Below are 26,378 nucleotides of genomic sequence, written 5' to 3' on the forward strand. Positions count from 1 at the left end.
ACACAATGAACCGCATGATCACGCCCTGGGGCGAGCACGACCTGACCCGATTCCCCGAAGACCCCCGCGACCCGCTGCGGGCCTGGGACGCCGCCGACGAGTATCTGCTGCGCCACCTCGCCGAGACCGGGGGCGTGGACCCGGCGGGGAGTGTCGTCGTCATCGGCGACCGCTGGGGCGCGCTCACGACGGCGCTGGCCGCGCACCGTCCGGCCCAGATCAGCGACTCCTTCCTGGCGCAGGAGGCGACCCGCGCCAATGTGGCACGGGCCGGCTTCGCGCCGGATTCCGTGACGCTGCTTTCGACCCGGGACGAGGTGCCCGGGCGGGTCGACGTGCTGCTCGTCCGCGTACCCAAGAGCCTGGGCCTCCTGGAGGACCAGCTGCACCGGATCGCGCCCTCGGTGCACGCCGGTACGGTCGTGCTCGGCACCGGCATGGTCAAGGAGATCCACACCTCGACGCTGAGCCTGTTCGAGCGGATCCTGGGCCCGACGAAGACCTCGCTGGCCGAGAAGAAGGCCCGGCTGATCTTCACCACGCCGGATCCGGAGCTCACCAGGCCCCGCAACCCCTGGCCCTTGACGTACTCCCTCGAGCTGGGCATCGGCCCCGCCTCCGGGCTCGCGGTGACCAATCACGCCGGGGTGTTCTGCGCCGACCGCCTCGACATCGGCACCCGCTTCCTGCTCCAGCACCTGCCCGAGCGCACGGGCCCCGACCGGGTGGTGGACCTGGGCTGCGGCAACGGCATCGTGGGGACGGCGGCGGCGCTCGCCAACCCCGAGGCGCACGTCACCTTCGCCGACGAGTCGCATCCCGCCATGGCGTCGGCCGAGGCCACGTTCCGGATGTGCGCGGGGTCCGCGCGGGAGGCCGACTTCCATCTCGGTGACGGGCTCGCCGCGTTCGAGCCGGGCACGGCCGACCTGGTCCTGAACAACCCGCCCTTCCACACCCACCAGACCACGACGGACCGCACCTCCACGCGCATGTTCGCCGACGCCCGCACCGCGCTGCGCGACGGCGGTGAGCTGTGGGTGGTGGGCAACCGCCATCTGGGCTACCACGAGAAGCTGCGCCGCATGTTCGGCACCTGCGAACTGGTCGCGTCCGACCCGAAGTTCGTGGTGCTGCGGGCGGTGAAGCGGGCGCGCTGACGCCGGCGGCGGCCCAACTCCCCTGGATCTCCTGAGGCGTTGAACGCCCCACGCCTCACATCCGTATGGAACTGCGCGCTTCGAGCGAAGGAGTTCCATGGGACGCATCGCACGCTCATCCCGAAAACGTCCGGCCCTCCCCCGCCGGATGATGCTGGCCGCCGCCGCCCTCCTGCTGGGCGGTGGTGGGCTCGCCGCGGTCAATGTCTACGCATCCGCCAGCGAGAGCGGCCCCCCGGGCGGCTCAGGCTCCGGGTCCGGGTCCGGCATGGCGCAGATGAGGATGGTGTCGACCATCGACTGCCCCGACGTCGGCGAGGCGCTGGCCACGGTGCCCGAGACGGCCAAGTCCCGCGTGGGCCGCCAGCTCGCGGCCCTGGACACGCAGATCACCGACGCGTACACGACGTTCGCCGACAACCAGGACCGGATCCAGCGCGATCCCTCTCTCGCGGACAGCATGGTGCTCGCCCCGCTCAAGAAGCAGCGGACCGCTTCCATCGGGCAGATCGCCGACACCACTGGAGAGCCGGCCCTCAAGGACCGGGGTCTTGCCGCCTGCACGATGCGGGCCGACGACACCCGTCCCGGCCCGGCGCCCGCCCTCGCCGCCTCGGGCCCCGCGCGGAGCGACTTCGTCGACATCCGCTCGGTGCGGCCCGACACCTCCGCGCCCGCGCCCGGCCGCGCCGCCTCGACCGGCACCTTCACCAGCGACTGCGGGCGCAACGAGAACGCCAAGCGCAACCCCGACAACGTGATCGTCGCGCCGGGTGTGAGCAATGGCGCCCACCACACCCACGACTACGTCGGCAACCAGGCGACCGACGCGTTCTCCAGCGACGCCGACCTCGCAAGGGGCGCCACCAGCTGCCGTGACCAGGGCGACAGGTCCACCTACTACTGGCCGGTCGTGCGGGTCCTGAACCAGGGCAACGACGCCGACGCGCGGGCCGACGGCGGCGGCAAGGACCGCAACGTCGGGAAGATCCAGACCCCGGCGCAGGCCACGATCACCTATGCCGGATCCCCGGTGAGCAAGGTCACCGCGATGCCGCGCTTCCTGCGGATCATCACGGGCGACGCCAAGGCGTTCACCAATGGCAATGCCAACGCCAATGCCTCCTGGAGCTGCACCGGCTTCGAGAACCGCCGGCTCAAGGACAAGTATCCGCTGTGTCCGCAGGGCAGCAAGGTGGTGCGCACCCTCAAGTTCCAGAGCTGCTGGGACGGGCGCGACACCGACAGCGCCAACCACCGCACCCATGTGGCCTTCGCCGACAAGCGGGGCGCCTGTCCCGCCGGATTCAAGGCGATCCCCCAACTCGTGCAGCGCATCGTCTACGACGTGCCCGCCAAGGCCGGCGCCTTCGCCGTGGACTCGTTTCCCGAGCAGCTGCACAAGCCGGTCACCGATCACGGTGACTTCATCGACGTCTTCAGCGATCAGCTGATGGGGAAGGTGGTGAACTGCATCAACACGGGGCGCGCCTGCGCCTGACATCTTGCGCGCGAGCGCGAAAGAGGCACCTGCCGCGGCGCGGCCGGGCCGGTCAGTGTCAATTGTGCCCGGAATGCACGTCCCCGGTCTCGACACTGCCACCGAGCCGGCCGCGCAGTGCCGTGACCACCGAGGGATCGCCGACCGCCACCCACCTGCGCCCGACCAGATAGACCCCGCCGTAGTCCTTCGCCTCGTTGATCCATTCGCGCTGGCCCCGGTCGGTGGCGAAGGTGGCGAGCACGTAACGGCCGTACCCGGTGGCGCAGTTGGCCTGGCGCAGCTCCGCCGAATCGGTGGACAGGACCGGGTGGCAGGCGGCCCGCGCGGCCAGCTGCTCCAGGGTGCCGGTCGCGGGCTCCGGCTCGTGCGGCGCCGACGACGTACCACAGCCGCTCATCACGACGGCGGCCACCACCACCCCAAGGACCACTCGTGCTTCATTGCGCATCACCCCATCCTGCACCCAACTCCCGTAAAAACAAGGGGAGTTGGCAACAGTGCCCGGGTGGCCGCACGCGCCGGCCGCCGATGGCCGATCATGGACGCATGCGTGTACCCATCCTCGCGCCGGCCTACGTCGGCGGCGTCCAGCTCATCGCGAACGCCTCCCGCCGCCTGCTGCCGGCGGCGGACCGCCAGGACCTGCTGCGCTCGTGCTCCACCAACGTCGACAACCTGTCCGCCGGGCGCTGGTCGACGCTCGCCACCAGCGCGCTGTTCGTCGAGGAGCCGATGGAGCTGCCGTACGCGCTGCTCCTGGTCGCCGTCCTCGGATACGCCGAGTACGCGCGGGGCGCCTGGTGGGCGGCCGGCGTCTTCCTGCTCGGCCACGTGGGCGCGACGCTCCTGGTGTACGGGGGGCTGCGCGCGAGCCGCCCCTCGCCCGCCGTCCGGCGCGCCGTGGACGTGGGCCCCAGCTACGGCCTCTACGCGCTCCTCGGCGCGCTCACCTCGGCCCTTCCGCGCGGCCCGGTGCGCGGCGGCGCCCGCCTCGCCCTGCTCGCGCTCACCGCGCGGCCCGTGCTGCGGCCGGGGCGCACCTTCACCGACGCGGGACACCTGACGGCACTGGGCCTCGGCCTCGGGCTCGCGGCGGCCGTGGACTACCGTTCGGTTCGAAACCGGTAGATTTCCCCTGCTCAGGAGCCGCCCGCCCATGATCGCGATCCCCGCCACCACCGTCGCCAACCTGCGCGACCTCGGCTCCACCCCGCTCTCCGGCGGCCACACGGTCCGCACCGGTCTGGTCCTCCGCGCCGGCCAGCTCGACCGCATGGACGCGGGCGCCGACCCGGCGGTGGCCGCGCTCGGCGTACGGACGATCGTGGACCTGCGCACCGCCGCCGAGCGCGCCGACCATCCCGACCGGGTGCCGGCCGGGGCGCGGCTGCTGGTCGCCGACGCGCTCGCGGACAAGATCTCCGCATCGGGCGCGCCCGCCGCCGCGCAGCTCAAGCACGTCCTGGCCGACCCGGCGCTCGCCGAGAAGCACCTCGGCGGCGGCCGGGCGCAGACGCTGTTCGCCGACACCTACCGCTCGCTGGTCTCCTCCGGCTCGGCGCGCGCCGCCTACCGCACCCTCCTGACGGAGCTGGCCGCCGACGACGCGGGCCCGCTGCTGTTCCACTGCACGGCGGGCAAGGACCGTACGGGCTGGGGCGCGTCGGTGATCCTCGCGCTGCTCGGCGCGGACGAGGCGACGATCGAGCGGGAGTACCTGTCGGTCAACCCGGCGGTGCGCCAGGCGTTCGCGCCGCTCGTCGAGGGCTTCGTCGCGCAGGGCGGCGACCCCGAGATCGCGCTGGCCGTCATCGGGGTGGTGCCCGCGTATCTGGCGGCGGCCCTCGACCAGGTCGCCACGGAGTACGGCTCGATGGAGACGTACGTCCGCGACGGGCTGGGGGTGTCCGACGACGCGGTCGCCCGGCTGCGCGAACGGCTCATCGCGTGATCGGCCCGGCCGGGCGTCAACTCGCCTGAAGGAGGGGCCCGTTGGGGCCCGGGGTGACCATCTCCACATTCGCTCGTTTTGCTGAACGTGGCCCCAGAGCAGGACATCCTCAACCCACCCGCCCCCTCCGTCGGCGTCGAGCAGGCCGAGGCCGCGCTCGTCGAGCACTACCCACGCCTGGTGCGGCTCGCCTATCTCGTACTGCCGCCCTCCCTCGGGCGCAACCGCCGGGTGCTGACCGCGCACGCGATCGTGCAGCGCTCCCTGCCGCGCGGCCGCGGCGGCCGCGGTGACGGCGCGGGCGAGGGGCTGATCCCGGCGGCGCGGCGGGCCGACGCGGGCGGCGGGCCGGGGTATGCGTATGTGCGGCGGCGGGTGGTGCGCCAGGCCCTCGAAGCGGGGCTCCCGCTGCGGCGCAGGGCCTGGCCCAAGCGGGCGCAGTTCCCCCCGCTGCTGCCCCAGGTCTGGGGCCTGCGGCTGTTCCCGCGCTCGGGCGGCGCCGACGAACTCGCCCTCGACCAGCGCCTCTCGGCGCTGTCCGGGCCCGCGCGCGCGGCCTGTGTGCTGCGCGGCCTCGAACGGCTCGGGGACGAGGAGGTGTGCGCGGAGCTGGCCTCGGCCGGGGTCACCGAGGCGCGCCTGGCACTGGCCGAGGCCGTCGCCACCGAGACGCCGGCCGGGCTGCTCGAATCCGCCGAGTTCGACCCCTGCTCGCTCCAGGCGCGCCCCACCGACCTGATGCGCCGCCGCCAGCACGGCAAGGCCGCGCTCGCCGCCGTCGCCGCGCTCGTGGTGTGCGGGGCGCTGGTCGGGCTTCCGGGCGACGGCTGGGGGCCCGACGGTCCTGCCGCGCCGGCCTACGCGCAGAACCCGGCGGCCCGGGCCGCGCTCGACCCCGGGCACCTGCTGCGGGTCGAGCCCACGGCGTGGACGACCGCGACCCGTACGGACTTCTCCGTCTGGCCGGCCCGGGGCGATCTCACCGCCGACACGGGGCTGTTGCGGCGGGCGCTCGCGGTGTGGGCGCGGCCGGGCGCGGCGGTCCAGGTGTCGGCGACGCCCGGCACCCCGTCCGGCCCGCCGATGGGCGCGCCCCAGCTGCTGTTCGCGGGCGATGTGGACCGGGCCAGGGTGGTGCTGTTCTACGACGGGCTGCGGGTGGCCCGCTATGCCGAGCCACGCCAGGGCACGGCCGGCGCCGCGCTCGACTTCGCGCGGGTGGACGCGGCGGACGCGGCCTCCGCGAGCGCGCTCGTGGTGGGCAGGACCGACGGCAATGTGCGCTATCTGACGGCGCCCTGGGTGCGCGAGGCCTCCGTACGCGATCTGCTCACGCCGGGCGCGGGGGCGCGGCCGCTGCACCGGGACAAGGACGGGGTGAGCGACCCGGTCATCTTCCCCGCGCAGCCCCGCCAGTGCACGTCCTGGGAGGCGCTTGAGTTCCGTGACGACAGCGGGGTGCGGCTCGTGACCGACCTCGGGGAGCTCGCGCCGGCCCGGCTGACGTGGGGGCCGCCGTCCAGCCCCCACGACGTCGGGGACCGCGCCGCGCGCGAGGGCTGGGCGCGGACCGCCTGCCTGCTGCCGACCGTCCGCTCGCACGGGGTGCGTTCGGTGAACGACTGGCAGTTCGCCCAGCAGGCGCTGCCCGAGAACAACGGCGCCGCCTCGTGGATCTGTACGCGCGCGGAGACCTGGCGGGGCGCGGGCAGCCGGGTGTTCGCGCAGTTCCAGGCGCCCTCGACCCGGCTCGCACCCGGCGCGATCGCGGCCCGCGCGGAGAACTCGGCGGCCTGCGGGCAGCGTGAGGCGCGGGTGCTCGCGGGGGTGTTGTGGAAGTCGCGCGGCGGCACGTGGTTCGTGCTGGCGGCGGGCAGTGAGCAGGTGGCGTCGGTGGCGCTGACGGGCGGAATGACCGCGAACGAGCGGGGCAACCTGCTGGCCGTCCGCGCGAAGGAAGGCGCACGCGCCGAACTCAACGGACGACTGTCCGACGGGAGTCCGATCGCGACCCTGCGCTGATCGCCGACGGCGGGGGGCCGCGACCTTGGGGCGGCGGGGGCCGCGACCTTGGAGCGGCGGGGCCACGCGACCCTGGAGCGCCCGGGACCCCGCAACCTCCGAGCGGCCGGGGGCCGCAGCTTCGGAGCGGCCGGACCCGCAACCGTGGAACGCCCGGACCCGCAACCTCTGAGCGACCAAGCCCGCGACCCTGGAACGGCCGGGGCCGGCTTCCGGGGGTCGGGTGCCAGGCGGCCTCGCTCGCTCCCCGGCTGCCGCGACCGCCCGGCCGCACCTCCCCCTTCCCCCGGGCCGCCCCCGGCCCTCACGCGCCGCAGCGCAACAAACCGGTCCCGACCCCTGTCGCCGCGGCGTACCCATCAGTACATTGACGCCATGTCTAATACGCCGCAGCCCGCTCCGGTCGCGGAGGAGCGCATCGAGCTCAAGGCCCGCGCCGTCTCGTTCGCCTGGGACGGCACGCCCCTGCACTGGATACCCGGCGACCCGTTCACCGGCCACACCATCAACGTGCTGCACCTGCTGCTCCCCGCCGGTGAGCGCTGGTTCGTGCACGTCTACAAGCAGGTCCTGCCGTACATCACGGACGACCGGCTGCGCGAGGACGTCATCGGGTTCATCGGCCAGGAGGCGATGCACTCCGCCGCGCACGACGACGTACTCCCCCACCTCAAGAAGCTCGGCCTGGACCCGACGCCCTACACCGCGCAGGTGGACTGGCTGTTCGAGAAGCTGCTCGGGGACCGCACGCTGCCGCCGGGCCGGGCACGGAAGTGGTGGCTGATGGAGCGGGTCGCCACGATCGCGGCGATCGAGCACTACACCGCCTTCCTCGGCAACTGGATCCTCAACGCCCAGGCGCTGGACGAACGCGGCGCCGACCCGATGATGCTGGACCTGCTGCGCTGGCACGGCGCCGAGGAGGTCGAGCACCGCTCGGTCGCCTTCGAGCTGTTCCAGCACGTCGACGGCGGCTACCGGCGCCGGGTGCGGACCTGGGCGACCGCGTTCGCCGCGCTCGCCTTCCTGTGGCAGCGCGGCGCCCGCTTCTTCATGGACCACGACCCGACGCCGGGCACGGGCCGGGCGAGCCTGGGCCGGTTCTACCGCGCGGGCAGGAGCGGGATGCTGCCGTCCACGCCCGCGATGCTGAAGTCCATACCGCGCTATCTGAGCCGCGCCTACCACCCCTCGCAGGAGGGCAGTACGGCGCAGGCCCTGGCGTATCTCGCCGCGTCCCCCGGCGCCAACGGAGGCCGCTGACATGCGCCGTGCCACCACCCTCGCCCTGGCCGCCGGGGCCGCGCTGCTCACCCGGCGCGCCCTGCGCCGCCGCATAGGCGCCTCCCCGCTGTGGCCGCTGCCCGCCCTTGAGCACCCCATATCGGGGCACGGCGCCCGTCGCTCCACCGTCGCCCTGCGGCTGACGGTCACCGAGCGGACCGAACCCGCCGAAGGCGTCGTACGGCTGCGCCTCGAAGCGCTCGACGGGGCCGAGCTGCCCGCCTGGGAGCCCGGCGCCCACCTCGACCTGGTGCTGCCCTCCGGTCTCGTACGGCAGTACTCGCTCTGCGGCGATCCCGCCGACCGCGCCTCCTACACCATCGCCACCCGGCTCATCGCGGACGGCAGGGGCGGCTCGCGCGAGGTGCACGAACAGCTCAAGGAGGCGGTCGAGCTCTCCGTGCGCGGGCCCCGCAACCGCTTCCCGCTGGTGGCCTCCGACTCGTACGTGTTCGTCGCGGGCGGCATCGGGATCACGCCCGTCCTGCCCATGATCAGGGCAGTTGAGGCCGCAGGCGTGCCGTGGCGGCTGCTGTACGGGGGGCGGTCGCGGGCGGCCATGCCCTTCCTCGACGAGATCGAGGCGTTCGGCGCGCGGGTCAGTGTCGTCGCCGAGGACGAATCCGGGCGGCCCGACCTCGCCGCGTTCCTCGCCGCCTGCCCAGCCGACGCGGCCGTCTACTGCTGCGGACCCGAACCGTTGATGGACGCGGTCGTCGCGGTGCTCGGGCCGGGGCGGCCCCCGCACCTGGAGCGGTTCGCGCCCGGCGCGGCCTCGATGGGCGCCGGGTTCGAGGTCGAACTGCGCCGCTCGGGCCGCACGCTGGCCGTCCCGGCCGACCGGACGCTGCTGTCGGTGCTGCGCGCCGAGGTGCCTGGCATCTCCTACTCCTGCGAGCAGGGCTTCTGCGGAACGTGCCAACAGCGCGTCATCGAGGGCGAGATGGACCACCGCGACGAGCTCCTGACGGACGCGGAGCGCGAGGATTCCCTGCTGGTCTGCGTATCGAGGTCGCGCGGCGGGAGGCTGGTGCTCGACCTATAGGTACTCTGTTCGCATGACGACCGGGGTACGGCGCAGGATGGGCGTCGAGGAGCGCAGGCAGCAGTTGATCCAGGTCGCCCTCGACCTGTTCAGCCACCGCTCGCCCGACGATGTGTCCATCGACGAGATAGCGGCGGCCGCGGGGATCTCGCGGCCGCTGGTGTACCACTACTTCCCCGGCAAGCAGAGCCTGTACGAGGCGGCGCTGCGCCGGGCGGCGGACGAGCTCGCGGACCGCTTCGTGGAGCCCCAAGAGGGGCCGCTGGGGGCCCGGTTGCTGCGGGTGATGGGGCGGTTCTTCGACTTCGTCGAGGAGCACGGGCCCGGTTTCTCCGCCCTGATGCGGGGCGGCCCGGCCGTCGGCTCGTCCACCGCTAACGCCATGATCGACGAGGTGCGTGACGCCGCGCGGCTCCAGATCCTGGCGCACCTGGGTGTCCAACAGCCGCCCGCGCGGCTCGATTTGGTCGTACGGTCGTGGGTCTCGCTCGCCGAGTCGACGGCGCTGATCTGGCTGGACGGGCGGCGCATTCCGCGTGGCGAGCTGGAGTTGCAGCTGGTGCACGACTTCGCGGCGCTGGCGGCGGTGAGTGCGGCCCATGACGAGGAGATGGCGGCGATCATGCTGCGGATGCTGGCGGCGGAGCCGGCGGACGGCCCGTTCGCCGAGCTGCTGACACGCCTGACCGCCCTGCTCCCCGGCGCCACCCCGCCCGTCCTCACGTGCCGGACGGGCTGACTTAGCCGGCGCGGGCCCCGTGGGGGCGCGAGGACCTGCGGACCGTGCTGGGTCACCCGCGCAGTTCCCCGCGCCCCTGTCGGGGTCGCCCTTGGCGGGGCGCCCGGCCGAGGCATCCTCAGCCCGTCCGGCGATTGAGGACGAGCGCCCTTCAGGCGCGAAACGGGGTGCGGGGCGGAGCCCCGGAGGGCTCGGCCCGGCTTTCACCCCCGGAGGGTTTCGGGAAGGGGCGGGGCGGGGCGGCTCCCGGGGTCGGGGGCGAAGCCCCAGCGGCTCGGCTGTCATCTGCGGACCGTGCTGGGTCACCCGCGCAGTTCCCCGCGCCCCTACCGGGGTCGCCCTTGCCGGGCCGCCCAGCCGAGACCCCGCTCAGCCCGTCCGGCGCCCGCGCCCCTGTCCGGGGTTGCCCTTGGCGGGGTGCGCGGTCGAGGCGTCCTCAGCCCGTCCGGCGCCCGCGCCCCTGCCGGAGTTTCCCTTGGCAGGGGCCCAGCCGAGATCCCCTCGGCCCGGGTGGCCCGGCGGGGTCTCAGGGGGTGGGGAGGGGCTTCTCCAGCAGGGTTACCGCGTACGGGCTGCCCCCGCCGTCCGTCTTGGAGGCCTGCTCGCCGACCACCACATACCCCGCACCCTCGTAGTAGCGGACCAGCGCCGCGTTGTCCGAGCGGCAGTCCAGGCGGCACAGCGCCCGTCCGGCATCGGCCACGCGCCGTTCCGCGTGGGCGAGCAGGGCGCGACCGGTGCCGCGCGGCGCGGTGGCGCGGTCCACCATCAGACGGTGCACATAGCCGGCCACCGGCGGCTGCTCGCCCCAGGCCGGCTCGTCGCGCCACCACAGTTCGCAGGCGCCGACGACGGCGGAGCCGGCGCGGGCGAGCCACACCTCGCCCTCCCACATCCGCAGCCGGAAGTGCGCGGCGTCCTTGCCACCGGGCTGCCACTGGTCGATGCCCCGCTCCCGCATCCAGCGCGCGGCCCCGTCGTAGAGCGCGGTGAGCGCGGGCAGATCGGATTCGTCGGCGAGGGCGAGGGCGAGCGCTGGTTCGGACGTCATGGGACGATCATGCCGCAGGACGATCATGCCGGAGCGGGCCGGGGCGACTCCCGGGCCGGGGCGAAGCCCCAGTGGTTCGGCTGTCGCCTGCGGACCGTGCTGGGCTGGGCCCCCCGCGCAGTTCCCCGTGCCCCCGGAGGGGCACCCGCATCGCCCCCGTCGCGGCGAACCGGGCTCAACCCCCTTGTCGGCGCGGCCCCTTGAGGGCGAGGGACAGCGCGTCGTCCAGGCCCGTGGCGACCCCCCGGCCGAAGGCGGAGTCGTACGCCCCGTCGCCCAGCGCCGCGCGCGCCCGGCGCTCGCCCTGGCGGCGTACGGCCCGCAGTTCGGGCGCGCCCATCTGCGCCCTGCCCACCGTGCGCCAGCACTCCTGGCCCACGCCGAGCAGCAGCGCGCCGTCCTCGCTCTCGCCCTGGGCGGCGACCGCGCAGGCCAGCAGGTCGAGGCCCATCGCGATGCCGAAGCGGTCGTGCAGGAGGCGTTTGCCGGCGAGCATGGCGCGGGCGTGGGCGGCGGCCTCGGCGGGCCGGCCGAGCGCGAGCGCGCCGGCGGCCAGCATGTAGTCGGCGTACGCGCGCATCCAGCGTTCGTCCCGCGCCGCGCACTCGTCACGCAGCCGGACGGCCTCGGCGGACGCCTCGGTGTGGCGCTCCAGGTTGGTGAGGGCGTAGATCCGGGCGAGCGCGCACAGGGCGCGGCCCGGCGAGAACCCGGTGTCCTGGGCGAGGGCGGCGTCGAGGATGTCCAGGGCCCGTTCCGGGTCGCCCGGCATCAGGACGCTGCCGCCGTACAAGTAGGCCGCCCGCAGGCGCTGTTCGGGGTCGCGGGCGGCCCGGGACGCCTCTTCGCCCAGGCGTTGGGAGATGACGAAGTCGCCCTGGAGGAAGGCGCACATGCCGAGCGCCCAGACGGCGGCCGCGCGGTGGGGCCCCGGCCCCGGGCAGCCGTCGAGGGCGCGCTGGAGGTAGCCTCGGCCCTCGCGCACCCGGCCGCAGCAGAACCAGACGAACCAGAGGGAGCCCGCCATGTCGAGGGCGGCCTCGGGGTCGGTGGCCAGGAGGTGTTCGAGCGCGGTGCGCAGGTCGGCGTGTTCGGCTTCCAGGCGCCGGTGCCCGTCGAGCTGGCCCGGGCCCATCCAGGCCGCTTCCGCCTCGCGGGCGACGCGCCGCAGGCGCCGGGCGTGCCGGTCGGCCGCCTCGTGGCTCTCGCCGAGCTCGTCGAGCCAGCGCAGTCCGTACTCGCGGATGGTGTCCAGCATGCGGTGGCTGAGGCGGCCCGAGGGTGCGAGGCGGGTGCGCACCACCGACTTGTCGACGAGGCCGGCGAGGACCTGCTCGACGGCGCACGCGGGCAGCGGGCCGCCCGCCCCGATCTCCTGGGCGGCGGCGAGGTCGAAGCCGCCGGCGAACACGGAGAGCCGGGCCCACAGCAGCCGCTCCAGGGGCTCGCACAGCTCGTGGCTCCAGCCGATGGCCGTCCGCAGCGTCTGGTGGCGGGGCAGGGCGGCGACCCCGGTGTCGGCGAGCACGTCGAAGCGGGAACCGAGCCGGGTGGCGAGCTGTTCGACCGTCCACGTCTTGAGCCGGGCGCCCGCGAGCTCCAGGGCCAGCGGGATGCCGTCGAGGCGGTGGCAGACGTCGGCGGCGGCGGCCGCGCGGGCCGGGTCGTCGAAGCTGAGGTGGGGCACGGCCTCGACGGCGCGCTCCTTGAACAGGGTCAGCGCCGCGCCCGCGACCGGCAGCGGCTCCAGCGGGAGGACGCGCTCCTGCGGCCTGCCCAGCGGCTGGCGGCTCGTGGCGAGCACGGTGAGTCCGGGTGAGGCCTGGAGCAGTTCGCCGATGAGGTGGCCGCACGCGCTGATCAGGTGCTCGCAGGTGTCGAGCACCAGGAGGGCGTGCTGGCCGGCGAGGCGGCCGCAGAGCGCTTCGCAGGCGGTGCGCAGGCTCTGGTCGGTGACGTCGAAGGCGTCGGCGACGGTGGCGGCGAGCAAGTCGCGGTCCCGCAGCGGCGACAGCTCCACCCACCAGACGCCGTCGGGGTAGCGCTGCTCGCTTTGCCGGGCGGCCCGCAGCGCGAGGCGGGACTTGCCGACGCCGCCGGGCCCGGTGACCGTGACCAGCCGGTGTCGTTCGAGGAGGCCGTCCAGGGTGGCCAGTTCGCCCGACCGCCCGATGAAACTCGTGCTCTCCGCAGGAAGATTCCCCACCACGGGCACAGTCTGGACCACAGTGCGGTCCCGGACGGAACCCGCGGCGGGGAACAACCGAAATCACTCGTCGAGCGACTTGGAATGATCGGTTCAGCGTTGCTTGAAGACCGCTACGGTGCGCGCGGGGACTGTGAAGCTCCCCGCATCCTGATCGTAAGTGGCCGTCCTCACCACCGGGTCGGCCCCGGCCGCCTGGCGCGGATGCAGCGCGTAGGCGGTACCGGCGAGGGCGGCGACGCGCTGCTCCTGGCTTTGGGGCGTGGCGTTGAAGACGACGACCAGCGGGCCGAGCCGCATGGTGATCACGCCCGGCGTCTCGCCCGGCCCCGACAGCGGGAAGGAGAGCGCCGACTGCACCTGCCCGGCGGTGGCGAGACCGAACGCGCTCTCCTCGGCATGGATCGCCAGGAGGTCCTGGTAGGCCGCCGATGTGCCCTCGATCCCCTCGCAGCCGGGGCTGAGCGTCGGGTTGGTCAACAGGGGCTCGGCGTAAGGCCACTTGGGCTGGTTCGCGGCGGCCATGGGCAGCCCGCGGCCGAACCCGTTGCCGGCCCGGCAGTCCCAGTGCAGGGCGTTGAACCAGTCGCCGCTGTTGAAGGAGTCGCGGTCGAGCGACTTGGAGCGCAGCAGGTCGCTTCCGGCCTGGGACAGCGCGGGCCCCTGCGAGAGCGCGGCGGTCGCGAGCGCGAGGACCTGCGTGCGGGCACGGTCGGCGGCCGGGGTCGTCGCGGGGAGCTTGTACGCGAGGGCGTCGTAGAGCGTTTCGTTGTCGTGGGCGTCCACATAGGCGAGGGCGTCGCCGGGCGCGGCCGCGTAGCCGGCCGGGGCGCCGTTGTAGTCGACGTCGGAGCCCTTGACGGTGCGCCCGGAGCTGTCGGTGAAGGTGTACGCGGCGAGGTCCCCGCTCAGGCCCACCTTGATCAGGTCCTGGTAGTGCAGGAGGCGGGCCTTCTGCTCGGCCGGGGTGCCGTTGGCCGGGGAGGAGTTGGGGTCGGTGGAGAGCCCGGAGGCGAAGCCCTGCACGCCGGGGTCGGCGTCGAAGGGACTGCCACCGCGCACCGCGTCGCGGGCCCGGTCGGAGAACGTGGCGATGCCGGTGCCCGCCATGTTCTTCTGGGTGGCCTGCACGAAGCGGGCGTCGTCGGCGACCTCGCCGAAGTTCCAGCCCTCGCCGTACAGGATGATCTTCTTTCCGTCCACGCCGTCCTTGGCGGGGGTCAGCGCGTCCAGGGCCTGACGCACGGCGAGGATGTTGGCCTTGGGGTGGTGGCCCATGAGGTCGAAGCGGAAGCCGTCGACCTTGTACTGCTTGGCCCAGGTCACCACGGAGTCCACGACGAGCTTGCCATCATGGCGTTCTCGGGCGCGGTGTTGGCGCAGCAGGTCGAGTCGGCGACGCCGCCGTCCTCCATCAGACGCTGGTAGTAGCCCGGCACGATCTTGTCGAGCACGGAGTTGTCGGCCTGTCCGCTCGCGGCGGTGTGGTTGTAGACCACGTCCATCACGGTCCGCAGGCCCGCCCCGTTGAGCCCCTGCACCATCTGGCGGAACTCCACCGTGCGGCGGGTCCCGTCGGGGTCGCTCGCGTAGGAGCCCTCGGGGACGGTGTAGTGCAGCGGGTCGTAGCCCCAGTTGTACGCGTCCTTGGCGGCCGCCTTCGCCACGCAGGCCTGCTGCGCGTCGGAGTCGGGCGCGTACACCTTCAAGTCGCAGGCGGGAACGGCCTGTTCGGACTTCTTCTCGGGGATGCCCGCGATGTCGAAGGCCGGCAGCAGATGCACATAGGAGGTGCCCGCCTTCGCGAGCCGGGCCAGGTGTCTCATGCCGTCGGACGCGGTGTCGGTGAACGCCAGGTACTGGCCGGGATGGCGGGAGGTGGGATCGGCGATGGAGAAGTCGCGGATCTGGAGCTCCTGGATCCGCGCGTCGCGCAGCGGCACGGCGGCCGGCTTCCTCAGCGTGGACCAGCCCTTGGGGGCCAGCGACGGATCGGCGAGGTCCACGACGAGACTGCGGGCGGAGTCGGTGGTCAAGGCGGTGGAGTAGGGGTCGGTGACCAGGTTGGTGACCTCGCGCCGGACGCTGGGCGCCCACACCGTCACGGCGTAGCGGTAGGGCTTGCCCGACCAGGACGCGGGCCCGGTCACCGACCAGACGCCGGACGCGTCGTCGCGGCGCATCGCGACGGTGCGTCCGTCGAGTTCGAGGGAGACCTTGCGCGCGGTCGGCGCCCACAGGGAGAGCGTGGGGCGGCCGTGCGCGAAGACCGGGCCGAGCCGCGCCTTGAGGGCTGCGGCGCCGTACAGGTCGTCGAGGACGCCCTGGGTCTGGACGCCGGTCGCCGCGAGGAGCGCCCCGTCGGCGGCGCGCTGGGTGGCGATGAGCTGTCCGGTCAGGGCGGGACGGACCCGGGAGCGGTCGCGGGCGTCGACGGTGAAGGCCGGGTACTCCTTGAGCTGCGGGAACCTGGTTTTCTGCGCGTCGCTCAGGGCGGCCGGTGTCAGGCGCAGCCAGTGGCCCTCGTCGGAGAGCGCGCCGTCCTTGACGGCGATGCCGCCGCCGGGCGCGTACACCAGCTGCTCGCTGGTCGCGGCGCTCGCCTTGACCTTCCAGACCACGGTGTTCCGGTCGATCCACTGCGCGGTGGACTTGGTCAGGTCGAGCGAGACGCCCGAACCGGCCTGCGGCAGCAGGTACGTGGGCTGCCCCGCCAGCAGCCAGGCCTCGTTGCCGTAGGTGGCGAGGTCGAGGGACCGGTCGTCGGGCAGGTCCTTCTGGTCGCCCTTGTGCAGGATGTAGCTGAGCGTGGTGGCGCTTTGGGCGAGCGGCACCTCGAAGGTCACGCCGTAGGCGTCGCGGCCGGCCGGCATCAGGGGCCTGGCCCAGTCGGTGGGCGAGGCGGCGCCGGTCCAGGTGTGCAGCCCCCAGCCGTCGTAGTCGCCGTCGGGCCGGTGGTAGTGCAGCACCACCTTGGAGGTGTCCTGCGGCGGGCGGGCGCCGGTGGGCGCCCGGTCCGCCTGGCCGTCCTTGCCCTGGGCGATCCACACCTCACCGGTGGCGGCGAGATCGACGGTGCGCGCGGGTCCGTCGGCGGACTCGCCCTTGGCCACCGTGTACGTCAGCGACGAGGCGCCCTCGGGCACCTTGAGCCACGCGAAGGCGCCGTAGGCGTCGCGGCCGGTGAAGCCGGCGCCTTGGCCCTCGCTCGTGAGCTGCCAGCCGTCGTAGTCGCCGGCCGGGCGCTTGTAATGCACGACGGCGTACTCGCGCGCCTGCGTCGTCGGCTTGCCGGGCGCGGGCGCCTGCCCCGCCGTCGTCGCGGCGCTCGCGCTCGCGGTCCGCCCCAGGCTGTCGACGACAACCGCCTTGTAGCGCACGGGAGTTCCGGCGGCCACGTCCAGGTACTGGGTGACCTTGTAGGGGGCGTGGTCGGCGGAGCCGAGGGTGCGCCAGGCGCCGTTGCCGCTCTGCGCGGCGAAGACGACCCGGTCCAGCTGTCCGCCGCTGACGTCGGCGGACACCTCGACGGTCCCGGTGGCCCCGGGAGCGGGGGCCTTCAGCGTGATCGAGGGCTTGACGGCCGGCGCGGGCAGCGGGGCGGCGGCTTTGAGGACCAGTGCGGACAGGGCGGGCACGGTCACCTCGACGGTGGCGTCCGAGCCGCTGCGTACCGCCCCCGAACCGCCGTAGAGCGTCGTGTAGGCGGCATCGGCCGCGCCGACCGGGACGCTCACCTTCTTCGCGCCCATCGCGTTGTTCACGGCCACCACGTACTCGGTGCGTGTCCTGGCGTCGGTGCGGGAGAAGGCGTAGACGGAGTCCTTGGCATACCGCTCGGTCTGGACGCCGTCGCGCAGCGCCGGGTTGGCCTTCGTGAGGCGGGAGAGGTCCGCGATGGTGCGGTAGAGCGGGTGGGTGGGGTCGTAGGAGTCGGCGGCGTGGGTGCGGTCGGTTCCGAGCTCGTCGTCGGCCAGGTAGTCGGGGACGCGGGAGGCGAACATGCTCTGGCGGGCGTCCTTGTCGCCGCCGGCGCCCGTGAAGCCCTGCTCGTCGCCGTAGTAGACGACCGGGTTGCCCCGGCTGAGGAACATCAACTCCTGTGCCAGGCGGTCGCGTTGGAGCAGTTCCTCCTCGCTCGCTCCGGGATGGTCCTGCTTGAGGAAGGAGCCGATGCGCCCCATGTCGTGGTTGCCGAGGAAGGTGACCTGCTCGTAGGCGTTGGCCTTGTCGGTGGTGTAGCGGTAGTCGTCGGCGAAGAGCGAGGCGAGCTTGGCCGCCGGGGCGCCCTGGGAGGCGTACTGGCGGGCCGCGTCCTGGAAGGGGAAGTCCAGGGTCGCGTCCAGGCGGCCACGGGTGACGTAGGGCGAGGTGACGGCGGGGTCGGCGGAGTAGGTCTCGCCGAACATGAAGAAGTCCGGCCGCCCGCGCTTCTTGGCGTACGCGTCGAGCGCGCTCGCCCACTGCGTCCAGAAGTCCAGGTCGACGTTCTTGACGGTGTCGATGCGGAAGCCGTCCACGTCGAAGTCGTGGACCCACTTCTCGTAGATCTTCTCCATGCCGGAGACGACCTCGGGCCGCTCGGTCCACAGGTCGTCGAGCCCGGAGAAGTCGCCGTACTCGGCGCTCTCGCCCGCGAAGGTGGAATCGCCCCGGTTGTGGTACATCGTGGGGTCGTTCAGCCAGTCGGGGACCTTCTTCTCGTTCACGACGGGCGTGTAGGGGAAGGAGTTCGCGTCGACCTTCCGCATCCCCTCGCGGTCGTCGAAGGGGCGGCCGCTGGTGTCGAGGTAGGGGTAGGCGCCCTTGGGGCGGTAGCCGGACTGCCGCTCGGCGTAGGAGACGGTGTCGGCGGTGTGGTTGGTGATGACGTCGAAGAAGACCTTCATGTCCTTGGCGTGGGCGGCGGCTATGAGCCGGGTGAGGTCGGCGTTGGTGCCGAAGTGCGGGTCGACCTGGGTGAAGTCGGTGATCCAGTAGCCGTGGTAGCCGGCCGAGGCGTCCTTGCCCGTGCCCTGGACGGGTTTGTTCTTGAAGATCGGGGCGAGCCAGATGGCGGTGGTGCCGAGGCCCTTGATGTAGTCGAGTCTCTGCGTGATGCCCTTGAGGTCGCCGCCCTGGTAGAAGCCCTTGTCGGTGGGGTCGTACCCGGTGTCGAGCCGCGAACCGGCAAGGCCGCCCCGGTCGTTGGCCGGGTCGCCGTTGGCGAACCGGTCGGGGAGCACGAAGTAGAACTGCTCGCGTGTCGCGTCGTGCCGGGCCGGCTCGGCCGCCAGCCGGGCGTCGCTGGGCGGCGCGGGCGGCTTCGGCGCGGCGGCCGCGGGCAGCGCGGGAACGAGCGCCGCGCACAGGGCGGCCGCGAGCGCGACCGCCGTTCTTCGCAGGGGGATCACCGGGTGCTCCTCGGTCGGACGGGGTTCTCGGCACGGGGGAAGGACGGGGCCATCGGCACGGGACGGGGTCATCGGCACGGGAGAGGGTCAGGGGCGGGCCGCCCGGCGTCCGGCGGGACGGGAGGGGCGCCGGGCGGCCCGGTTCTCGGGGCGCGGGTCAGGTGCGCCAGGTGTCGTTCAGCGTCACCTTCCCGTCGGCGGCCACGGTCGCGGTGCGGTTGGCGCCGCTCTCCCAGGTGACCTGGCCGTTCGCGTCCTCGCGGACGTACTTGTACGCGAACGACGTGCCGGCCGGCAGCGCGACGTCGAGCTTCCACACGGGGTAGCTCGCGGGGTCGAGCTTGAGGGCCGAGGCCGGATTCCAGTTGCCGAGCGCGCCCTGGTCGCCGGTGACGTAGATGTTCTGGCCGACGGCGGTGGTGGCGTCGACGGCGAAGGAGGCGCCGGACGCGGTGGTGGTGCCGGTGCTGCCGCTGCCCGTGCTCGAACCGCCGCCGCAGGTGCGGGAGTTCACCTGGAGCGCGAGCGCGGTGTCGGGTGCGAGGGTGGCGGTGAAGCGCCCGCCGGAGTCGACCGTGACGCCCTTGCCGCTCTGCGCGTCGCAGTAGTCGCCCGGTGGCAGCGAGGTCTGGAAGGTGCGGGTCAGGGCGGCGGACTCGTGGTTGATGGCGACGTACGCCTTGGCGCCGCGACCGAAGGCGATCTGGTTGGCGCCGTCGTCCCACCAGTTGGTGACGGCCTCGCCGCGCGCGGTGTTGTGGAAGCCCACCATGCTCTGGATCTGGGGCCACCGGTGCTGGCACTTCCAGCCGTCGGCGTAACAGGCCTTGACCGTACCGCCGTTGGGCGGCCCCGCGTCGTTGTCGGTGAACTCATACCCCGAGTGGACGTCGGGCGAGCCGTAGGGCCAGGCCAGCATGAAGACCTGGGCGAGGGTGTAGTCGGCGCCGTCCTTGTAGCTGAGGGTGGAACCATTGCGCTCGGTGTCCCAGTTGTCGACGAAGACGCCCGCCTGGGCGCTTGGCACATACCCCCAGGCCTCGCCGAGGTTCTTCAGCTCCGCCAGCTTCTCGCCGGTGAAGACCCGCTTGAGGTCGCGCCCGTACCGGAACTCCTGCACGTCGCCGTTGCCCAGGTACTCCGCGGGCTGGACGGCCTCGCCCGCGCCGTAGATCACTTCCTGCTTGAGGTAGACGTTCGGGTGGGAGAGCTGGGACTTGATGGCGCCGATGTCCTCGGCCGCGATGTGTTTGGCGGCGTCGATGCGCAGCCCGTCCACGCCGAGCGAGAGCAGGTCGTTGAGGTACTGGGCGATCCGGGTGCGGACGTAGGGCTCACCCGTGTCCAGGTCGGCGAGCCCGACCAGCTCGCAGTGCTGCACGTTCCAGCGGTCGGCGTAGTTGGTGACCGGGCTCGTGCAGTCGTCCATGTCGGCGGAGCGGTAGATGCCCGGGTAGTCGTACTTGGTGTACGCGGACCCGCCGGTGCCGGTGCCGGAGCCCGCGGCCATGTGGTTGATGACGGCGTCGGCGACGACCTTCACGCCGGCCGCGTGGCAGGTGTCGACCATGTGCTGGAAGGACGCGCGGTCCCCGAGACGCCCGGCGATCCTGTAACTGACGGGCTGGTACGAGGTCCACCACTGGGGGCCCTGGATGTGTTCGGTGGCGGGCGACACCTCGACGTAGCCGTAACCGGCCGGGCCGAGTGTGGAGGCGCACTCCTGGGCGACCGAGTCGTAACGCCACTCGAAGAGTTCGGCGGTGACGTCCCGGTCACCGGGGGCCGACGCGACGGCGGTGGGGGCGCCGGGCACGGCCAGGAAGGCCGAGGCAGCGGCCGTGATGAGGGCGAGGGCGGACGCGGTTCTGCGTTGCCTGCTGGGGGGTTGCATGGGGGCGGATCCTCCTGCGGCTCTGGGAGGTCTCTCAGTGGGGATCTTGCATGTTCTTGCTGCAAGGCTGAAAGGGCTTCTGAGCAGGTGACCGTAGGAGGCAGGGAACGTTCAGGTCAACGGTTTGGGCAGAATCCGGGGCCGGGGATTGCCCTTCTGCAAGGATTTGCGCGCTCCGCGAGGGCGCCCCCGTACGCGCGCGGGAGCGGTGGCGCGGGCCGCGCCGCACCCGGGTCCGCGCGCCGGGTCCGGGTCCGGGTCCGGTCAGGCGGGGGCGTAGCCACGGGCCCGGACGAACTCCCCGGTGAGGCGGGTGAACTCCCGGGCGGCCGCGCTGGCATAGCCGCTCTCACGCCGCAGCAGCGTCACGGTGCGGGCGGGCAGCGGGGGCTGGAGGGCGACGGGCGTCAGCTGGGGGTGCTCGTGCGTGACCGCGTCCGGCAGCACCGTGGCCAGCGGGGTGCGTCGGACGATCTCGGTGAGCGCCTGGAGCGAGTTGGCCTCCACGGCGACAGACGGCGTGACGCGGTGGCGCCGCAGATAGTCGTCGATGTGCCCGCGCGTGGCGAAGTCGCCGCTCAGCAGGGCCAGTTGACATGAGGCGAGCTCGTGCGCGGCAAGGGTGCCGCGCCGCGCGGCGCCCGGGCCGACGACGAGCCCCAGGGTCTCGGTGAACAGCGCGGTCGCGGCGATGCCCGGCAGGTGCGGGCCGTGGAAGGCGATGCCGAGGTCGAACTCGTCGGCGAGCAGCCCCGCCTCGATCCGGTCCTGGGCCGACTCCCGTACGTCCAGGGTGAGTCCGGGGTGGCGGGTGTGCAGTTCGGCGATGAGCGGGCCGACGAGGTAGGCGGTGAAGGTCGGGGTCACCGCGAGACGCAGGGCGCCCCGCGCGAGGTCGGCGACGTCCAGGACCGCGCGTTCGGCCGCCGCCAGGTCACGCAGCGCGCGCCGCGCGTAGTGCGCGTACGTCTCGCCCGCGTCCGTCAGGCGCACCGAGCGGCCGGTGCGGTCGAGGAGCTGGACGCCGACGGAGCGCTCCAGCTGCTTGATCTGCTGGGACAGGGTGGGCTGGGCGACGCGCAGCTCTTCGGCGGCACGGGTGAAGTTGCCGTGCTCCGCGACGGCGAGCAGATAGCGCAGATGCCGCAGTTCCGGGGCCATGAGCCAACTATAGATGACACCTATGGCTGATAGCGAAAACGCGTCTTGGACGCTATAGGTCCAGCTCGTGCAGGGTGGAACAGGTCAGCCCCTCTCTCCGACCCACACCGGCTGGCGGCCCCCGAAAGGAGCGACCATGCACGACCTCGCCGAGGGCGTCGCGCGTTTCCGGCGCGATGTCTTTCCCGCGAAGGCGGACCTCTTCGCCCGCCTCGCCACCACCCACCGCCCGGGCACGCTGTTCATCGGCTGCTCGGACGCCCGGGTGGTGCCCGAGCTGATCACCCGCAGCGAGCCGGGCGACCTCTTCGTCCTGCGCACCGCCGGGAACCTGGTGCCCGCGTACGCCCCGGGCCCCGACGCCGTGGCGGCGGGCATCGAGTACGCCGTGGCCGTGCTCGGCGTCCGCGACATCGTGCTCTGCGGCCACTTTGGCTGCGGCGCGATGACCGCGCTCGCCGAGCGCCACGACCTCGGCGCCCTGCCCGCGATCGCCGCCTGGCTGCGGTACGCCGACGCCTCGCCGGCCCACGCGGACGGCGCGGACCTCGCGGCCCTGGTGCGCGGCAACGTACGGGCCCAGCTCGCGAACCTCAGGACGCACCCCTCGGTGGCGCGCGCCCTGGCCGAGCGGCGGCTCACGCTGCGCGGCTGGGTCTTCGACATCCCCACCGGCGACGTGACCGACATCGAGACCGGCGGCGCCCCCGCCCCAGACCGCCCGCACGCCTGAACTCCCCCACCCCCTGCCCCACTTCACCCCCGCTACAGGAGTCACCCATGACGCACGCCCAGTTCGACCCCACCGCCCGTCAGGCCCTGGCCACCGCCGCCGTCGAGGCCAAGATCCGGCGGGACCTGTCGTGGCAGGACATCGCCGACGCCGCCGGCCTCTCCGTCGCCTTCGTCACCGCGGCCGTGCTCGGCCAGCACCCGCTGCCCGCCGCGTCGGCGGACGCCGTCGCCGCGCTGCTCGGTCTCGACGACGACGCGGCCCTGCTCCTGACCACCATCCCGACCCGTGGCTCGATCCCGGGCGGTGTCCCCACCGACCCCACGATCTACCGCTTCCACGAAATGCTCCAGGTGTACGGCACCACCCTGAAGGCGCTGGTGCACGAGCAGTTCGGGGACGGCATCATCAGCGCGATCAACTTCCGGCTCGACGTGCGCAAGGTCGCCGACCCCGAGGGCGGGGAGCGCGCCGTGATCACCCTGGACGGCAAGTACCTGCCCACCAAGCCGTTCTGAGCGGGGCTTGCCCGGGTGTCCCGCACCCGGGCAGCGCTCATCCTGGTCCGCGCACCCCGGCCCGCCCAGACTCGGCCGGGCAGACACCACCACCCATGGACCGGGGAGCCACGCATGACAGGAACAGCGACGACGACCGCGACGGGAACAACGCCGGCGACGGCGGCAGCGGGCACTGACGGCGCGGCCAAGGTCGTCGTGATCACGGGCGCGAGCAGCGGGATCGGGGAGGCGACCGCCCGCGGGCTCGCCGCCGACGGGCACCGCCTGCTGCTCGGCGCGCGGCGCACCGACCGGCTCGGCGCCCTGACCGAGGAGTTGACCGCCCGGGGCGCCACCGCGGCCTTCCGGCGCCTGGACGTCACCGACGCCGCCGACGTCCGCGCCTTCATCGGCGCCGCCCGCGAGCGTTACGGGCGGGTGGACGTGCTCGTCAACAACGCCGGTGTGATGCCGCTTGCGCCACTGGACGCGCTCACGATCGACGAGTGGGACCGGATGATCGACGTCAATGTGCGCGGGGTGCTGCACGGCATCGCCGCCGCGCTGCCCGCGATGCGCGCTGGGGGCGGCGGGCACATCGTCAACATCGCCTCCGTCGGGGCGTACGAGGTCTCGCCCACCGCCGCCGTCTACTGCGCCACCAAGTTCGCCGTGCGCGCGATCTCCGAGGGGCTGCGCCAGGAGTCGCCCGGGGACATCCGGGTCACGCTCGTCTCCCCCGGAGTGACCGAGTCCGAACTCGCCGACGGCATCGAGGACCCTGCCGCGCGGGAGGCGATGAGGGCCTACCGCGCGGTGGCGCTGCCCGCGTCGGCCATCGCGGACGCGATCGCCTACGCCCTCTCCCAGCCGGCCGGGGTGGACGTGAACGAGATCGTCGTACGTCCCGCCGCGAGCGCCCAGTGACCCGCGCGCACCGGGCCCGGGGGCCGGCCGGACGGGACTGTGAAGACACGGCCTAGGCGCGCACCCGCGCGGTGGAGGCCCGCACCACCAGCTCCGGCTGGAAGACGAACTCGGTGCGCTGGACGGGCGTCCCGCCAATCTCCTCAAGGAGCGCGGAGACCGCGGCGGCCGCCATCGCCTGCACCGGCTGGCGCACCGTGGTCAGGGGCGGGTCGGTGAAGGCGATGAGCTGGGAGTCGTCGAAGCCCACCACCGAGACGTCGCGCGGCACGTCCAGACCGCGCTCCCGCGCCGCGCGCACCACGCCGAGCGCCATCATGTCGCTGCCGCAGACGATCCCCGTGCAGCCTTGGTCGAGCAGCGCGGCGGCCGCCACCTGACCGCCCTCCACGCTGAACAGGGTGGGCCTGATGTACGCCGACGCCTCCTGTTCGCGCAGCCCGAGCCGTTCGCCGAGCGCCGCGGTGAACCCCTCGGTCTTGCGGCGCGAGGGGACGTAGCGCGGCGGGCCGATCGCGAGTCCGACGCGGGTGTGCCCGAGGTCGGCGAGGTGACCGACCGCCATCCGCATCGCCGCGTGGTCGTCGGGCGACACGAAGGGCGCGCGGATCGCGTCGTTGTACCCGTTGACCAGGACGTGGGGCACGCCCCGTTCGGCCAGCGCCCGGTAGCGGGCCGGGTCGGCGGAGGTGTCGGAGTGCAGTCCCGAAAGGAACACGATGCCGTTGACGCCCCGCTCCTCCAACTGCTCCACCAGTTCGTCCTCGGTGGGCCCGCCCGGCAGCTGGGTGCACAGGACGGGCGTGTAGCCGTGGCCCGCGAGCACCTGCTCGACCGCCTGGGCGAAGGCGGGGAAGATCGGGTTGGTCAGCTCCGGGGTCACCAGGCCGATCAGACCCGCGCTGCGCCGCCGCAGCCGGGCCGGGCGCTCCCAGCCCAGGACGTCCAGGGCGGCCAGCACCCGCTGCCGGGTGGCGGCCGCCACGCCCGGTTTGCCGTTGAGCACGCGGCTGACGGTGGCCTCGCTGACGGCGGCCTGCGCCGCTATCTCCGCCAGGCGCGGCCCGGCCCGCTGCGCGGCGAGGTTCACACCGTCCACCACACCGTCGTGTCGGCGGGCAGCTCGAACCGGTCGCCGTCCACGGCGACGGGGGCGCTGGCCAGGACGAGGCGGCCGGACACGGGAAGCGACACCAGACGGCCCGTCAGATTGACCGTGCACACGAAGCCCTCGCGGGCGAAGGCCAGCACCCCGTCGGGCGCCTCAAGCCAGCGCAGGTCGTCCCCCGCGCCGAGGCCCGGGTGGGCGCGGCGGGCGGCGATGGCGCGGCGGTAGAGCTCCAGGGTGGAGTCGGCGTCGCCGGTCTGCGCCTGGACGCTGAGCCCGGCCCAGGAGTCGGGCTGCGGGAGCCAGCTGCCGCCCTCGCCGAATCCGTACGAGCTGCCCTCGACGGTCCACGGGATCGGCACGCGGCAGCCGTCGCGGAAGCCGTCCTGCCCCGCGGCGCGGTGGAAGGAGGGGTCCTGGCGCACCTCGTCGGGCAGGTCGGTGACGTCGGGAAGGCCCAGCTCCTCGCCCTGGTAGACGTAGGCGGAGCCGGGCAGGGCCAGCATCAGGAGGGTGGCGGCGCGGGCCCGGCGCAGGCCGAGTTCGCGGTCGCCCGGGGTGCGCAGCTGGGTGCCGAGGCCGGGCGGGTTGGCGAAGCGGGTGGCGTGCCGGGTGACGTCGTGGTTGGACAGGACCCAGGTGGCCGGGGCGCCGACCGGGCGCATCGCGGCGAGCGAGACGTCGATGACCTCGCGCAGCGCCGCCGCGCCCCAAGGGGCGCCCAGATACTGGAAGTTGAAGGCCTGGTGCAGTTCGTCGGGGCGTACGTAGTTCGCGGTGCGCTCGACCGTGGGGGTCCAGGCCTCGGCGACGGCTATGCGCTCGCCGTCGTACTCGTCGAGGATGGTCCGCCAGGAGCGGTAGATCTCGTGTACGCCGTCCTGGTCGAAGAACGGCATCACGTCATTGCCGAGCAGCTTGAGCTGGTCGGCGCCGCCGATGTCGGGCAGGCCCGGCGCCTTGACCAGGCCGTGCGCGACGTCCACGCGGAAGCCGTCGACGCCCATGTCGAGCCAGAAGCGCAGGATGGAGCGGAACTCGTCGGCGACGGCCGGGTGGTCCCAGTTGAGGTCGGGCTGCTCGGGAGCGAACAGGTGCAGGTACCACTCTCCGTCGTCGGTACGGGTCCAGGCGGGACCGCCGAAGATGGACTCCCAGTCGTTGGGCGGGAGTTGACCGTGCTCGCCCTTGCCGGGACGGAAGTGGTAGCGGGCCCGCAGGGGTGAGCCGGGGCCCTCGGCGAGGGCGCGCTTGAACCACTCGTGCTGGTCGGACGAGTGGTTGGGCACGAGGTCCACGATGATGCGAAGGCCGAGCTCGTGGGCGTCGCGGATCAGCGCGTCGGCGTCGAGCAGGGTGCCGAACATCGGGTCGATGGCCCGGTAGTCGGCGACGTCGTAGCCGGCGTCGGCCTGCGGGGAGGCGTAGAAGGGCGAGAGCCACACGGCGTCGACGCCGAGGTCGCGCAGGTAGGGCAGCCGGCTGCGCACGCCGTCGAGGTCGCCCATGCCGTCGCCGTTGCCGTCGGCGAAGCTGCGCGGATAGACCTGGTAGATCACGGCGTCCCGCCACCACTGGGTTCCGGTCGTCCCGGTGAGGCGGTCGGGGGCGGTGAAGTGCTGGGTCATGTCGTCCTTAAAAGGGGGGTCTGGGGGCGTGACGCCCCGAGCCTTCGGTGTCGAGGGGCCGGGTCCGAGCCC

At 73.3% G+C, this 26,378-nt stretch carries 18 protein-coding genes and 1 pseudogene; 11 read left to right on the forward strand and 8 right to left on the reverse strand.

Annotation, left to right across the window (positions count from 1 at the left end; genetic code table 11):
- The first annotated feature begins 5 nt into the window (after window positions 1–5).
- Together ACFYM2_RS27015 and ACFYM2_RS27020 are read left to right on the forward strand one after the other, a co-directional pair.
- Entirely contained in the window at window positions 6–1,160 is a 1,155-nt protein-coding gene (locus ACFYM2_RS27015; RefSeq protein WP_359007006.1) for a methyltransferase, read from the forward strand.
- A 97-nt stretch (window positions 1,161–1,257) separates the two neighbouring features.
- Window positions 1,258–2,661 carry a DUF1996 domain-containing protein gene (locus ACFYM2_RS27020; protein WP_388839789.1) on the forward strand — a complete coding sequence of 468 codons (1,404 nt, stop codon included), beginning with the start codon at window positions 1,258–1,260 and terminating at the stop codon, window positions 2,659–2,661.
- A gap of 58 nt (window positions 2,662–2,719) precedes the next feature.
- Here the strand turns inward: ACFYM2_RS27020 and ACFYM2_RS27025 are convergent, their stop codons facing one another.
- A complete protein-coding gene (locus ACFYM2_RS27025; protein WP_388839792.1) occupies window positions 2,720–3,112 on the reverse strand; it encodes a hypothetical protein in 393 nt (130 codons plus the stop codon).
- Window positions 3,113–3,210: 98 nt separating this feature from the next.
- Here ACFYM2_RS27025 and ACFYM2_RS27030 point away from each other — a divergent pair, with 98 nt between their 5' ends.
- The 6 genes from ACFYM2_RS27030 to ACFYM2_RS27055 all read left to right on the forward strand — a co-directional run bounded on the left by ACFYM2_RS27030 (window position 3,211) and on the right by ACFYM2_RS27055 (window position 9,705).
- Window positions 3,211–3,792 (forward strand): rhomboid-like protein, encoded by a 582-nt coding sequence (locus ACFYM2_RS27030; RefSeq protein ID WP_388839795.1) that lies wholly within the window; start codon window positions 3,211–3,213, stop codon window positions 3,790–3,792.
- Window positions 3,793–3,820: 28 nt separating this feature from the next.
- Window positions 3,821–4,615, forward strand: coding sequence for a tyrosine-protein phosphatase (locus ACFYM2_RS27035; RefSeq protein WP_388461660.1), 795 nt, complete (start codon window positions 3,821–3,823; stop codon window positions 4,613–4,615).
- A 78-nt stretch (window positions 4,616–4,693) separates the two neighbouring features.
- Complete coding sequence (locus tag ACFYM2_RS27040; protein ID WP_388461662.1) at window positions 4,694–6,637, forward strand: hypothetical protein; 1,944 nt, start codon at window positions 4,694–4,696, stop codon at window positions 6,635–6,637.
- A gap of 375 nt (window positions 6,638–7,012) precedes the next feature.
- Complete coding sequence (locus tag ACFYM2_RS27045; protein ID WP_388839798.1) at window positions 7,013–7,900, forward strand: metal-dependent hydrolase; 888 nt, start codon at window positions 7,013–7,015, stop codon at window positions 7,898–7,900.
- A gap of 1 nt (window position 7,901) precedes the next feature.
- Window positions 7,902–8,966, forward strand: coding sequence for a PDR/VanB family oxidoreductase (locus ACFYM2_RS27050; protein WP_388461664.1), 1,065 nt, complete (start codon window positions 7,902–7,904; stop codon window positions 8,964–8,966).
- A gap of 13 nt (window positions 8,967–8,979) precedes the next feature.
- Window positions 8,980–9,705 carry a TetR/AcrR family transcriptional regulator gene (locus ACFYM2_RS27055; RefSeq protein ID WP_388839801.1) on the forward strand — a complete coding sequence of 242 codons (726 nt, stop codon included), beginning with the start codon at window positions 8,980–8,982 and terminating at the stop codon, window positions 9,703–9,705.
- A gap of 526 nt (window positions 9,706–10,231) precedes the next feature.
- On the opposite strand, the gene ACFYM2_RS27060 is transcribed toward ACFYM2_RS27055, so the two are convergent.
- The 5 genes and pseudogenes from ACFYM2_RS27060 to cynR all read right to left on the reverse strand — a co-directional run bounded on the left by ACFYM2_RS27060 (window position 10,232) and on the right by cynR (window position 21,410).
- Complete coding sequence (locus tag ACFYM2_RS27060; RefSeq protein ID WP_388457828.1) at window positions 10,232–10,756, reverse strand: GNAT family N-acetyltransferase; 525 nt, start codon at window positions 10,754–10,756, stop codon at window positions 10,232–10,234.
- A gap of 175 nt (window positions 10,757–10,931) precedes the next feature.
- Complete coding sequence (locus ACFYM2_RS27065) at window positions 10,932–12,965, reverse strand: AAA family ATPase (protein WP_359007050.1); 2,034 nt, start codon at window positions 12,963–12,965, stop codon at window positions 10,932–10,934.
- Window positions 12,966–13,055: 90 nt separating this feature from the next.
- Window positions 13,056–18,427, reverse strand: a pseudogene (pulA, locus tag ACFYM2_RS27070) (pullulanase-type alpha-1,6-glucosidase).
- An 85-nt stretch (window positions 18,428–18,512) separates the two neighbouring features.
- On the reverse strand, window positions 18,513–20,249 hold the full coding sequence (locus ACFYM2_RS27075; RefSeq protein WP_388839804.1) for a carbohydrate-binding module family 20 domain-containing protein: 1,737 nt from the start codon (window positions 20,247–20,249) through the stop codon (window positions 18,513–18,515).
- A 264-nt stretch (window positions 20,250–20,513) separates the two neighbouring features.
- Window positions 20,514–21,410, reverse strand: coding sequence for a transcriptional regulator CynR (gene cynR, locus ACFYM2_RS27080; RefSeq protein ID WP_359007058.1), 897 nt, complete (start codon window positions 21,408–21,410; stop codon window positions 20,514–20,516).
- Between the two features lie 136 nt (window positions 21,411–21,546).
- Here cynR and ACFYM2_RS27085 point away from each other — a divergent pair, with 136 nt between their 5' ends.
- From ACFYM2_RS27085 to ACFYM2_RS27095, 3 genes are all read left to right on the forward strand, one after another.
- Complete coding sequence (locus ACFYM2_RS27085; protein WP_359007061.1) at window positions 21,547–22,143, forward strand: carbonic anhydrase; 597 nt, start codon at window positions 21,547–21,549, stop codon at window positions 22,141–22,143.
- A gap of 47 nt (window positions 22,144–22,190) precedes the next feature.
- Window positions 22,191–22,661 (forward strand): cyanase, encoded by a 471-nt coding sequence (cynS, locus tag ACFYM2_RS27090; RefSeq protein WP_359007064.1) that lies wholly within the window; start codon window positions 22,191–22,193, stop codon window positions 22,659–22,661.
- Window positions 22,662–22,775: 114 nt separating this feature from the next.
- Entirely contained in the window at window positions 22,776–23,570 is a 795-nt protein-coding gene (locus ACFYM2_RS27095) for an SDR family oxidoreductase (RefSeq protein ID WP_388839808.1), read from the forward strand.
- Between the two features lie 52 nt (window positions 23,571–23,622).
- Here the strand turns inward: ACFYM2_RS27095 and ACFYM2_RS27100 are convergent, their stop codons facing one another.
- Window positions 23,623–24,672: a LacI family DNA-binding transcriptional regulator gene (locus tag ACFYM2_RS27100; RefSeq protein ID WP_388457840.1), complete on the reverse strand. Its 1,050-nt coding sequence runs from the start codon at window positions 24,670–24,672 to the stop codon at window positions 23,623–23,625.
- Window positions 24,657–26,306 carry a glycoside hydrolase family 13 protein gene (locus tag ACFYM2_RS27105; RefSeq protein WP_388839811.1) on the reverse strand — a complete coding sequence of 550 codons (1,650 nt, stop codon included), beginning with the start codon at window positions 26,304–26,306 and terminating at the stop codon, window positions 24,657–24,659. Before ACFYM2_RS27105 ends, ACFYM2_RS27100 begins: the two co-directional genes overlap by 16 nt.
- Window positions 26,307–26,378 lie beyond the last annotated feature (72 nt).

Source organism: Streptomyces sp. NPDC006711, from assembly GCF_042869775.1.
Classification (GTDB): domain Bacteria; phylum Actinomycetota; class Actinomycetes; order Streptomycetales; family Streptomycetaceae; genus Streptomyces.

Bases quoted from the DNA above. Each gene is read 5' to 3' on its own strand.
- ACFYM2_RS27075 (WP_388839804.1), bottom strand. From the start codon at position 20,249: ATGCAACCCCCCAGCAGGCAACGCAGAACCGCGTCCGCCCTCGCCCTC.
- ACFYM2_RS27095 (WP_388839808.1), top strand. From the start codon at position 22,776: ATGACAGGAACAGCGACGACGACCGCGACGGGAACAACGCCGGCGACG.
- cynR (WP_359007058.1), bottom strand. From the start codon at position 21,410: ATGGCCCCGGAACTGCGGCATCTGCGCTATCTGCTCGCCGTCGCGGAG.
- ACFYM2_RS27105 (WP_388839811.1), bottom strand. From the start codon at position 26,306: ATGACCCAGCACTTCACCGCCCCCGACCGCCTCACCGGGACGACCGGA.
- ACFYM2_RS27060 (WP_388457828.1), bottom strand. From the start codon at position 10,756: ATGACGTCCGAACCAGCGCTCGCCCTCGCCCTCGCCGACGAATCCGAT.
- ACFYM2_RS27020 (WP_388839789.1), top strand. From the start codon at position 1,258: ATGGGACGCATCGCACGCTCATCCCGAAAACGTCCGGCCCTCCCCCGC.
- cynS (WP_359007064.1), top strand. From the start codon at position 22,191: ATGACGCACGCCCAGTTCGACCCCACCGCCCGTCAGGCCCTGGCCACC.
- ACFYM2_RS27085 (WP_359007061.1), top strand. From the start codon at position 21,547: ATGCACGACCTCGCCGAGGGCGTCGCGCGTTTCCGGCGCGATGTCTTT.
- ACFYM2_RS27025 (WP_388839792.1), bottom strand. From the start codon at position 3,112: ATGCGCAATGAAGCACGAGTGGTCCTTGGGGTGGTGGTGGCCGCCGTC.
- ACFYM2_RS27030 (WP_388839795.1), top strand. From the start codon at position 3,211: ATGCGTGTACCCATCCTCGCGCCGGCCTACGTCGGCGGCGTCCAGCTC.
- ACFYM2_RS27015 (WP_359007006.1), top strand. From the start codon at position 6: ATGAACCGCATGATCACGCCCTGGGGCGAGCACGACCTGACCCGATTC.
- ACFYM2_RS27050 (WP_388461664.1), top strand. From the start codon at position 7,902: ATGCGCCGTGCCACCACCCTCGCCCTGGCCGCCGGGGCCGCGCTGCTC.
- ACFYM2_RS27035 (WP_388461660.1), top strand. From the start codon at position 3,821: ATGATCGCGATCCCCGCCACCACCGTCGCCAACCTGCGCGACCTCGGC.
- ACFYM2_RS27045 (WP_388839798.1), top strand. From the start codon at position 7,013: ATGTCTAATACGCCGCAGCCCGCTCCGGTCGCGGAGGAGCGCATCGAG.
- ACFYM2_RS27055 (WP_388839801.1), top strand. From the start codon at position 8,980: ATGACGACCGGGGTACGGCGCAGGATGGGCGTCGAGGAGCGCAGGCAG.